This is a genomic window from Paraburkholderia sp. Ac-20347 (genome assembly GCF_017104805.1).
Taxonomy (GTDB): Bacteria; Pseudomonadota; Gammaproteobacteria; order Burkholderiales; family Burkholderiaceae; genus Paraburkholderia; species Paraburkholderia tropica.
In genome coordinates this window covers 1-10,166 of the sequence record NZ_JAAGPN010000285.1, presented here as the reverse complement: position 1 = coordinate 10,166, position 10,166 = coordinate 1, and the positions used below count along the sequence as shown (strand labels likewise).

Genomic DNA, 10,166 nt, shown 5'->3' with positions numbered 1-10,166 from the left:
TCGGGCGCCGACGCCGCGTTGCCGGCTGCGTTGGGCGCGGCATTCTGCGCTGAGGCTCCGGTCGCGGCCGCGGCACCGGCCGCTGCTGCGGCACGTTGACGCGTCGCTTCGACGAGCTTGTCGAGCGGCAGATAGATCACGTTATTGCCGGACTTGCTGTCGACGAACACCTTCGTCGTATTCGAGTAGATGTGTTGCATCGTGTCCAGATACATGCGCTCGCGAATCACGGCCGGCGCCTTCGCGTATTGCTCGTAGACGCTGTTGAAACGCTGGGCGTCGCCCTGCGCCTGCGCGACCACGCGGTCGCTGTACGCCTTGGCGTCGTCGATCAGACGGGCGCCGTCGGCTTGCGCGCGCGGCAGCAGCTGGTCGGCATAAGCCTGCGCGTCGCGCTTCGCACGCTCGCGGTCCTGATGCGCCTTCGCTTCGTCGTCGAATGCGGCCTGCACCTGGTCGGGCGCGGTGACGCTCTGAATCGTCACGCCCGTCACGCCGAGGCCGGTCTTGTATTCGTCGAGCGCGTGCTGAATGGTGTCGGCCAGTTGCGCGCGGATCGGTTCGCGGTCCGCGTAGAGCAGATCGTTGGTGCTGTGCGCGCCCACGACCGTGCGCACCGCCGCCTGCGCGGCCTGGCTCACGGTGAGATCGGGGTCGACGCTGCGGAACAGATAGTCGGTCGGCTGCTTGACCTGGTATTGCACGGTGAAGCGCACATCGAGAATGTCGCCGTCGTGCGTGAGCACCGAGGCGTCCTTCACGTTGGACGGACGCACGAGATTGTTGCGGCCGATCTCGACGCTGCGGATCTGACCGATGTTGACGATTTCATGCGTCTGGAACGGGAACGGCAGGCGCCAGTGCACGCCCTGACCGACCGTATGGCGATACTGGCCGAATTGCAGCACCACGCCGGCCTGGCCGTCCTGCACCACGAACACGCCGCTGCCCACGTAGATGGCGATCAGCACGCCGAGCACGAGGCCCACGCCGATGCGCGCGCCGTGACCGTTGTCCTGGCGCGGACCGATGCCGCCGGGGCCCTTGCCCTTCTTGCCGAACAACGACGACAGACGGCGATTGAAGTCGCGCCACATTTCGTCGAGATCCGGCGGGCCGTCGCCCTTGCCGCCGCCGTTGTTACCGCTATTGCCCGACGGGCGACGGTCGTCTTCCGTGCGCTGGCCATTGCCCTCGCCACGGCCCCAACGCGGGTCGTTCAACGAGAAAATGGCGCGGGGGCGCTGCCAGCCAGTCCGCTTGTTGTAATCGTTCACCTGAGTTCGTTCACCAGAGTAGACAGCGGGTCATGTGCGTGGGAGAAACCGCCGGGACGCCGCATGGGCGCCCCACGGACCGCTCAGCGGCCGTGCTCGGCTTCCCTGCTGGGTTCGTGCGGCACCGCATTCCAGTCGGTTGCGGCCTGTGGCTGCGACGCCCCGGCAAGCGGTTCGGCGGTCGCGATTTCGGCGATGGCGGCGCGCAGCGCATCCAGTCCGACGCCCGTGCGCGCGCTCAAAAAGACGCGCGAAATATTACCATATTCGTCCCGCTCGACCGTCCCGCCTCGCGCCGCCAGTTCGGGCACGGCGTCGATCTTGTTGAATACCAGCACCTGGCGGATCGTGTCGGCGCCGATCTCGTGCAGCACGTCGTTGACCTGATCGATCTGATCGAGTCGCACGGCGCTCGAGGCGTCCACCACGTGCAGCAGCAGGTCGGCCTGCACGGTTTCCTGCAACGTTGCGCGGAACGCGGCCACCAGCTGGTGAGGCAGTTCGCGGATGAAACCCACGGTGTCGGACAGCACGATCTGGCCCACTTCGTCGCCGAGCCAGACGCGCCGCGACGTCGTATCGAGCGTCGCGAACAGCTGGTCGGCCGCGTAGGCCTGCGCTTTCGTGAGCGCGTTGAAGAGCGTGGACTTGCCCGCATTCGTATAGCCGACGAGCGACACGCTCATCGTGCGCGTACGTTCGCGCTGACGACGCTGCGTGCCGTGCTGTCGGCGCAGCTTGGCGAGCTTGCCCTGCAGCATCTTGATGCGCTCGCCGATCAGCCGGCGGTCGGTTTCGAGCTGCGTTTCGCCCGGCCCGCGCAGACCGATACCGCCCTTCTGACGCTCCAGGTGAGTCCAGGCGCGCACAAGGCGCGTGGCGAGGTACTGGAGCTGGGCGAGTTCGACCTGCAGCTTGCCTTCGTGGCTGCGGGCGCGTTGCGCGAAAATGTCGAGAATGAGGCTCGTGCGATCCACCACGCGGCGGCCGAGTGCGCGCTCCAGATTACGTTGCTGGGCGGGCGACAGCGCGTGATTGAAGATGACGATTTCGATGTCGTTCGCTTCACAGGCGAGACGGAGTTCCTCGGCCTTGCCGCTGCCGATGAACATGGCGGCGTCGGGGCTGGAACGACGCCCGGTGAGCGTGACAGCAGGATGGGCGCCCGCGCTTTTGGCGAGCAGGCTGAGTTCTTCGAGGCTGGCTTCGAAGTCGGTCTTGCCGAAGTCGATGCCGACAAGTGCGGCGTTGATCAAATTAGCTGATGTCAAAATGGAAACGGCCGGTCCGGATCGCCAGCGAGGCGCCCCGGACCGGCCGCGTCATGGGTCAGGACGCTTCCGAATCCGGGTGGAAGTTCACCGGACGGGCCGGGACCACCGTGGAAATGGCGTGCTTGTAAACCATTTGCGTAACCGTATTACGGAGCAACACGACGTACTGGTCGAACGATTCAATGTTCCCTTGAAGCTTGATGCCGTTGACCAGATAGATCGAAACAGGCACGTGCTCCTTGCGCAGCGCGTTCAGAAACGGGTCTTGTAACAGTTGCCCTTTGTTGCTCATAGCAAACTCCGTATTTTTTTGCAGGTTTAACTTAAATTGGCGACGAAGAAAAAGAAATCCGCCGCCAATCGCTACACTATAGCTGATTCTCGTTCCGCCGCGCCTGTACTGGCCGTCCGGCCAGGGCGGTGAACGACCAGGTTAAGCGCGGTAGCGAACGAAGCTCAACTCTTGTCAGTGTAGGGATTCGTCGAGGAACGAAACTCTATGCGCAATGGAGTCCCCGTCAGCGAGAAAGTTTCCCGGAAACGGTTTTCCAGATAGCGTTTGTAAGTATCGGTAATCGCATCGAGCGCATTGCCGTGGATCACGATGATCGGCGGGTTCTGTCCCCCCTGGTGCGCGTAGCGCAGCTTCGGGCGAACCGGACCGCGACGTCGCGGCTGCTGGAACTCCACCGCTTCGATCAGCGCGCGCGTGAGACGCGGCGTCGGCAGCTTGGCCATGGCGGCGGCGTAGGCGTCATCCACCGAGCGCATGAGCGCGCCGATGCCGAACTTTTCCGTCGCCGAAATGAAGTGCATCTTGGCGAAATCGAGGAACTTCAGCTTGCGTTGCAGGTGATGCTTGGTGCGGTCGCGCGCGTGGTCGTCCATGCCGTCCCACTTGTTCACTCCCACCACCAGTGCACGGCCCTGCTCGACCACGAAGCCCGCAATATGCGCGTCCTGGTCGGAGATTTCCTGATGCGCGTCGAGCAGCAGAATCACCACGTTAGCGTCGGCGATCGACTGCAACGTCTTGACGACCGAGAACTTCTCGATGGCTTCGAACACCTTGCCGCGACGGCGCAGGCCGGCCGTGTCGATCAGCGTGTACTTCTTGCCGTTGCGCTCGAAATCCACATAGATCGAATCGCGCGTCGTACCCGGCATGTCGAACGCGATCACGCGGTCTTCGCCGATCAGCGTGTTCACGAGCGTCGACTTGCCGACGTTCGGACGGCCGACGATCGCGATCTTGACGCCGTGCTTGCTGGCGTCGTCTTCGTCTTCTTCCGGACGATCGGTGTAGGCCTGGTCGAGCGCCTCGTTGATCATCTCGGTCACGCCGTCGCCGTGCGCAGCCGAAATCGCGCGCGGGTCGCCGAGGCCGAGTTCGTAAAAGTCGGCGGCCACGGCACTGTATTTCATGCCTTCGGCCTTGTTGACCACGAGGAAGATCGGGCGACCGGTCTTGCGCAGGTAATCGGCGATGTGCTTGTCCTGCGGCGCGAGGCCGTTGCGGCCGTCGCAGATGAAGACGACGATGTCGGCTTCTTCCACGGCCTGACGCGTCTGGCGCGCCATTTCATGCAGGATGCCGTCCTTCGCGACGGGCTCGAAACCGCCCGTGTCGACGACCAGATACGCGCGATCGCCCACGCGCCCTTCGCCGTAGTGGCGGTCGCGCGTGAGACCGGGCAAATCGGCCACCAGCGCATCGCGCGAACGCGTGAGCCGGTTGAAGAGCGTGGATTTCCCCACATTGGGGCGCCCGACGAGGGCGATAACGGGTTTCATCTGATCTTTTCTACAGTAAGGCGCGGCGCCGGAACGTCCGGCGCGATGCGCGGCAAGCGCCTGCATGGTAGCCCGCAGGGCTGCATCAGTTGCAAATTATCACGAAATGGACACCGGGCCCGACGCTCGCGGCCTTTGAGGAGCCGTTGAGCGGTCATCGGGACCCGGCAGGTGCCGGATGAAGCCTCGGGCGGACCAGATCGACTTTCTTCTTCGGCCTCGCAGTCCAGCCCGGCGCACTGGCCCGGCAGTCAGAAGCATTCGCCTGGTACAGTGGCCGGTCCCGGAATGCGCGCGACGCGCGTGGCGTCATGCGGGGCCGTGCCGACATGCGCGCGGCCGGCGTGCGCCGGCTCGCTCGACGGCGCGCCGCATCATGCCCGGACGCCGTCCTGATTTCTGCATGTGGCGCTGTGACGCACCAAATGCAAGAGGCCGCACCCCGCAGGGGCGGCCCCTTCAGTGCGACCGGCAAAGTGCGCCGGACGCCTTGATTCGCTTAACGCGGACGCAGACCGTACAGGTCGCCGTCCTTCGTCTGCACGACGAGCGTGTTGCCCGCGAGCACCGGAGCGGCAACGATCGGGCTGCCGTCGGTCTTCACGCGCGAGACGAAGCTGCCGTCGTCGAGCGAGAGGAAGTGCACGTAGCCTTGATAGTCGCCCACCACGACTGCGTGGCCCAGCAGTGCCGGCACGCTGACGTCGCGATTCTTGAGCTTGTCGGTGGTCCACGTTTGCGCGCCAGTCGATACGCTGTAGGCCTTCACGACCGACCAGTCGTCGCCGCCGACCACGGTGGCATCGTCCTGAGCAATACCGGTCGTGCTCGAGAACGCCTTCTCCCACATCGCACGGCCCGAGTTGGCGTCGAAGCAGCCGAGCTGGCCCTGGAACGTCACCGCGCAGGTCGTGGCGCCGACGAGCGTGGGCGGACCGCTCACGTCGTTGATACGCTCGACTTCGGTCACGCCCTTCGGATACGAGACCGGCGTTTCCCAGAATGCGTCGCCGCTTTGCAGGTTGATCGCCGCGAAGGCGCCGCCCGGGAAGCCCGCGAGCACCGCCTGGTCACCCGCGAAGGTCATGCCGGCCGAGACGCGCAGGTTCAGCGGCACCGCGCGATTGCGATAGAGCCACTTCTGCTCGCCCGTCTGCGCATTGAACGCGACGATCTGGCCGTCGATCGTACGCACGATCACGAGACCGTTGCCGACCAGCGGCGGCGAAATGATTTCGCCGGGCGCCTTGGCTTGCCACGAGAGCTTGCCGTTTGCGTCGAGCACGTAGACTTCGCCCTTCAGGCCGCCGACGGCCGTCAGATTGCCGTCGCTACCGACGCCTGCCGAAATGTCGTCCTTGAGCTTCGTGCTCCAGACTTCCTTGCCGGAAGCGGCGTCGATCTTCTTGACCGAACCGTTCGCGCCGGCGGCATAGACCGAGTCGCCGACGGCGACCGGCGAGAACAGGTAGCGGCCGGCCTTGCCGACGCTTGCCTTCCACACCTGCTGGACGTCCAGCACCGGCTTGAACTCGGTCAGCGGCACCGGCACGCGGCGCTCGTCCTTCGTCGATGAGCAGGCCGCCAGAGCAAGGACGGTCATCGCGCAGGCGACGGGCACAACGGTTCGTTTCAGCAGATTCATCGGTGAACGAAGCATCAAAGGAGTTGAGTTGAATTGTTTGATTCGATTCGCGGGCGACGCGCACACGGCGCCACGCCCGCCGCTTGCTTAGCCGCCCAGCGCGTCGAGCTTGAACTGGATCAGTTGACGCTCGGAGGCGTCGGTCTTCGGCAGGCTGTCGAGCGCGAGCTTGTACGAAGCGCGCGCGTCGTCGCGCTTGCCGGCCGCTGCCAGCAGGTCGCCGCGGCCGTCTGCGACGACGCCCTTGAACGGACCCGCATCCGGCTGCGGAATCAGGGCGAGGCCCTGATCGTAGGCCTTTTCGTCGAGCAGCAGCGAAGCGAGACGCAGCTTCGCGACCTGGCGGAATTCTTCGTCTTTCGCGTGGTCGGCGGCCCACTGCAGCTGCGCCTTCGCGCCTGCCGTGTCGCCCGCCATGTAGAGCGCCTTCGCGACCGCGAGCGCCGACATCTGCGCATACGCGGTACCGCCGAAGCGGTCTTCCATATCGCTCGCGACGCGCGTGATGAGCGCCTTGTCGCTGCCGTTCACGGCCTGCTGGACCTGGTCGTACAGCACGGCGGCCTCGGCCGCCTGGCGGCGCTGCCAGAAGTTCCAGCCGTTCCACGCGGCGAGCGCGAGCAGTACGATCAGCACGAGCCACGTAGTGGCGTTACCCCACTGCGTCCACCATGCCTTGAAACTCTCGATCGATTCCTGTTCGTCGTGGTAACTCATCGCGTCGCGATTCCTCGTTTATTCTGAAGCCTGTTATGGGGCGCGCCGCCGCACTTCATGCCGATATTTCAGGCGATTCGTGCCGTCCAGGCGCGCCGCAAATCTTGATCCAATCTTGATTCGAGCGTCGCGATCAGTCGTCGCCGTCTTCGGCGGATGCAACCATCGCATTGATCAGATATTCGGTCAAGTCCTCAAGCGCTACCGTTTGTTGCTCGTTGCGGGCGTCGGCGGCCACTCCGCGCAGCGGTTTCACACCCGCCACGCCCTTCGCCACTTCGTCCTCGCCGAGCACCACGGCGAACGCTGCGCCGCTCGCGTCGGCACGCTTCATCTGCGACTTGAAGCTCGCCGCCTGACCGTCCGCGCTGCAATGCAGGATCACATCGAGGCCGGTATCGCGCAGACGTTCCGCGACGATGAAAGCCTGATCGCGCGCCGCTTCGCCCTGATGCACGACGTAGACGTCGCAACCTTCGGCTTCCGGCACGAGGTCCTCTTCCTTGAGCAGTTCGAGAATGCGCTCGATGCCCATCGCCCAGCCGCAGGCCGCCGTGGGCTTGCCGCCGAGTTGCTCGATCAGCGGGTCGTAACGACCGCCGGCCGCGACCGTACCCTGCGCGCCGAGCTTGTCGGTGATCCACTCGAACACGGTCAGATTGTAATAATCGAGACCGCGCACGAGACGCGGATTGATCGTGAACGGAATGTTGTTCGACTTGAGGATGCGTTGCAGCCCCTCGAAGTGCGCACGCGAATGCTCGCCGAGGAAGTCGATCAGCTTCGGCGCATTGTTCGCCACTTCCTGCAGCGCGGGGTTCTTCGTGTCGAGCACCCGCAGCGGGTTCGTATACAGGCGACGCTTGCCGTCTTCGTCGAGCAGGTCGACGTGCTGTTCCAGATACTTGATGAGTTCGACGCGATGCGCCGCGCGCTCTTCCGCCAGACCCAGCGAGTTGATTTCGAGCTTGATACCGGTCAAGCCGAGATCGTCCCAGAGACGCTGGCACATCAGGATGATTTCCGCGTCCGCGTCCGGGCCCGAGAAGCCGAGCGCTTCCACGCCGACCTGGTGGAACTGACGATAACGACCGCGCTGCGGCCGCTCGTGACGGAACATCGGACCGACATACCAGAGACGCTTCGGGCCGTCGTAGAGCATGTTGTGCTCGATCGACGCACGCACGACCGCCGCCGTATTTTCCGGGCGCAGCGTGAGATGTTCGCCGTTCAGCGAGTCGGTGAAGCTGTACATCTCTTTTTCGACGATGTCGGTCACTTCACCGATACCGCGCGTGAAGAGCTGCGTGTGCTCGACGATCGGCGTACGGATATTTTGATAGCCGTACGAACGAAGCATGGACTTCACGGTAGTTTCGAAGAAGTCCCACAGCGCGGCGTCCTGCGGCAGGATGTCGTTCATGCCCTTCACGCCGGTCAGCTTTTCGGGCTTTCTTTTCTGTTCGCTCATGGTGTTGCGATTGAGGTGTTCGGTTGTGCGTGGCGGTCGATCTGCCCGATGGCGCCGCTATTTCAGCAGCCCGGCCATCGGACGCGCGGTCAGAAGCGCGCCGCTCGGGCGCGCCCCAATCTCTTACTGAGCCGCGACTTCGGCCTTGCCGTACTTGCGCGAGACGTAGTCGCTGACGATCTGCTGGAACTCTTCGGCGATGCGCTCGCCGCGCAGCGTCTTGACCTTTTCGCCGTCGATGAAAACCGGCGCGGCCGGGTTTTCGCCCGAGCCCGGCAGGCTGATGCCGATGTTCGCGTGCTTCGACTCGCCCGGACCGTTGACGATACAACCCATGACCGCGACGTTCATGGTTTCGACGCCCGGGAATTCATCACGCCAGAGCGGCATCTGCGCGCGCAGATAACCCTGGATCTGCGACGCCAGTTCCTGGAACAGCGTGCTGGTCGTGCGACCGCAACCCGGGCACGCGATGACCATCGGCGTGAACGAGCGCAGACCCATCGTCTGCAGGATTTCCTGGCCGACCACGACTTCGCCCGTGCGCGATGCGCCCGGTTCCGGCGTGAGCGAGATACGGATGGTGTCGCCGATGCCCTGTTGCAGCAGCACCGAGAGCGCCGCCGTCGATGCGACGATGCCCTTCGAGCCCATGCCCGCTTCGGTGAGGCCCAGGTGCAGCGCGAAATCGCAACGCTTCGCGAGCTGCTGGTACACGGCGATCAGATCCTGCACGCCGCTGACCTTGCACGACAGGATGATCTTGTCGCGGCCGAGGCCGAGTTCGACCGCGCGTTCCGCCGAGCCGATCGCCGACTGGATGAGCGCTTCGTACATCACGCTCTGCGATTCCCACGGCACCGAGCGCGCTGCGTTTTCGTCCATCATGCGCGCGAGCAGGTCCTGATCCAGGCTGCCCCAGTTCACGCCGATACGCACCGGCTTGTCGTACTTGATGGCCGCTTCGATCATCTGCGCGTACTGCGTGTCGCGCTTGGCGCCCTGACCCACGTTGCCCGGGTTGATCCGGTACTTCGAGAGCGCTTCCGCGCAGGCCGGATGGTCGCGCAGCAGCAGGTGGCCGTTGTAGTGGAAGTCGCCGACCAGCGGCACCATCACGCCCATGCGGTCGAGCTGGTCGCGCACGTGCGGCACGGCAGCGGCCGCTTCCGGCGTGTTGACCGTGATGCGCACGAGTTCCGAACCGGCTTGCGCCAGTTCCTTGATCTGGATTGCCGTACCGATCGCGTCAGCGGTGTCGGTATTGGTCATCGATTGCACGCGCACAGGCGCGTCGCCACCGATCGTCACCAGCTGGCCGCCCCAGCGCACATGCACGGCGTGCGACTTGCGGCGCAGCGCGTGGCCGCCGAGGATCGGCTCGTTCGACACGATCTGACTGTTGCTGGACGGGGATTGCGTTTCGCTCTGCATCGAAAAACCCATTTACACCTCGCGCGCACCGCCGCTGCTCATGCAGCTGCTGCGCCGCGCGAATTGAAAAAGCGTCGCGGCCGGCTTTTCAATTCTTCGCCGGCCGCGACGCATGCCATGTCTCTATCAGGGCAGCACGAAGCGCGCGACATTGCCGCGCGACGACGCGTACTTCGCCGCGTCGACCGGCTGACCGTCGATGGTCATCGACTCGATGCCGGCTTTGTTGCCCACTGTAATCTTCATCGGCGCGACGGCGCTGATCTCACGCGAGTCCGAGCCGTGGACCAGACCGGAGAACACCTCCTTGCCGTCCTTGCCGCGCACGCTGACCCAGGTGTCCTGCGTCACGCGAATCGCGAACGTCGAGGCATCGCCCGCCGCCACGGTCGCCGACGCACCCTGTGCGGTCGTAGCGACTGCCGGTGCGCTGGCCGCCGCCGCTTGCGCTGCGCTCGCCGCCGCAACCGTTGCCACCGTTGTATTCGTCGCCTTCACCGCCGGGGCCGCACTCGCGGGTTGTGCCGGCTGCGCGGCTTGCGGCGCGCTGGCAG

The 10,166-nt window shown here is 64.7% G+C and carries 9 protein-coding genes; all 9 read right to left on the bottom strand.

Annotated features, from left to right (window positions below):
* Positions 1-1,277, bottom strand: a 1,277-nt coding sequence (gene hflK, locus G3N97_RS32575) for an FtsH protease activity modulator HflK (RefSeq protein ID WP_205997034.1), incomplete at its 3' end; no start/stop codon positions are given.
* An 83-nt stretch (positions 1,278-1,360) separates the two neighbouring features.
* On the bottom strand, positions 1,361-2,533 hold the full coding sequence (gene hflX / locus G3N97_RS32570) for a GTPase HflX (protein ID WP_173816756.1): 1,173 nt from the start codon (positions 2,531-2,533) through the stop codon (positions 1,361-1,363).
* 73 nt (positions 2,534-2,606) lie between these two features.
* The gene (hfq, locus tag G3N97_RS32565; protein WP_027814901.1) at positions 2,607-2,843 is read right to left on the bottom strand and encodes an RNA chaperone Hfq; all 237 of its coding nucleotides are present in this window, start codon (positions 2,841-2,843) and stop codon (positions 2,607-2,609) included.
* A 164-nt stretch (positions 2,844-3,007) separates the two neighbouring features.
* Positions 3,008-4,345 carry a ribosome biogenesis GTPase Der gene (gene der / locus G3N97_RS32560; RefSeq protein WP_065060365.1) on the bottom strand — a complete coding sequence of 446 codons (1,338 nt, stop codon included), beginning with the start codon at positions 4,343-4,345 and terminating at the stop codon, positions 3,008-3,010.
* Positions 4,346-4,844: 499 nt separating this feature from the next.
* Entirely contained in the window at positions 4,845-5,990 is a 1,146-nt protein-coding gene (bamB, locus tag G3N97_RS32555; protein WP_205997033.1) for an outer membrane protein assembly factor BamB, read from the bottom strand.
* Between the two features lie 87 nt (positions 5,991-6,077).
* Positions 6,078-6,707 carry a tetratricopeptide repeat protein gene (locus tag G3N97_RS32550; RefSeq protein ID WP_065060235.1) on the bottom strand — a complete coding sequence of 210 codons (630 nt, stop codon included), beginning with the start codon at positions 6,705-6,707 and terminating at the stop codon, positions 6,078-6,080.
* A gap of 133 nt (positions 6,708-6,840) precedes the next feature.
* Positions 6,841-8,178 (bottom strand): histidine--tRNA ligase, encoded by a 1,338-nt coding sequence (gene hisS, locus G3N97_RS32545; protein WP_065060236.1) that lies wholly within the window; start codon positions 8,176-8,178, stop codon positions 6,841-6,843.
* A 123-nt stretch (positions 8,179-8,301) separates the two neighbouring features.
* Positions 8,302-9,624, bottom strand: a complete 1,323-nt coding sequence (gene ispG / locus G3N97_RS32540) for a flavodoxin-dependent (E)-4-hydroxy-3-methylbut-2-enyl-diphosphate synthase (RefSeq protein ID WP_205997032.1) — start codon at positions 9,622-9,624, stop codon at positions 8,302-8,304.
* 114 nt (positions 9,625-9,738) lie between these two features.
* Positions 9,739-10,166: DUF4115 domain-containing protein (locus G3N97_RS32535; protein ID WP_205997031.1), on the bottom strand; the 428-nt coding region annotated here is incomplete at its 5' end.

Excerpts from the sequence above, each read along its gene's own strand:
- der (WP_065060365.1), bottom strand. The coding sequence starts at position 4,345 with ATGAAACCCGTTATCGCCCTCGTCGGGCGCCCCAATGTGGGGAAATCC.
- bamB (WP_205997033.1), bottom strand. The coding sequence starts at position 5,990 with ATGAATCTGCTGAAACGAACCGTTGTGCCCGTCGCCTGCGCGATGACC.
- G3N97_RS32550 (WP_065060235.1), bottom strand. The coding sequence starts at position 6,707 with ATGAGTTACCACGACGAACAGGAATCGATCGAGAGTTTCAAGGCATGG.
- ispG (WP_205997032.1), bottom strand. The coding sequence starts at position 9,624 with ATGGGTTTTTCGATGCAGAGCGAAACGCAATCCCCGTCCAGCAACAGT.
- hfq (WP_027814901.1), bottom strand. The coding sequence starts at position 2,843 with ATGAGCAACAAAGGGCAACTGTTACAAGACCCGTTTCTGAACGCGCTG.
- hisS (WP_065060236.1), bottom strand. The coding sequence starts at position 8,178 with ATGAGCGAACAGAAAAGAAAGCCCGAAAAGCTGACCGGCGTGAAGGGC.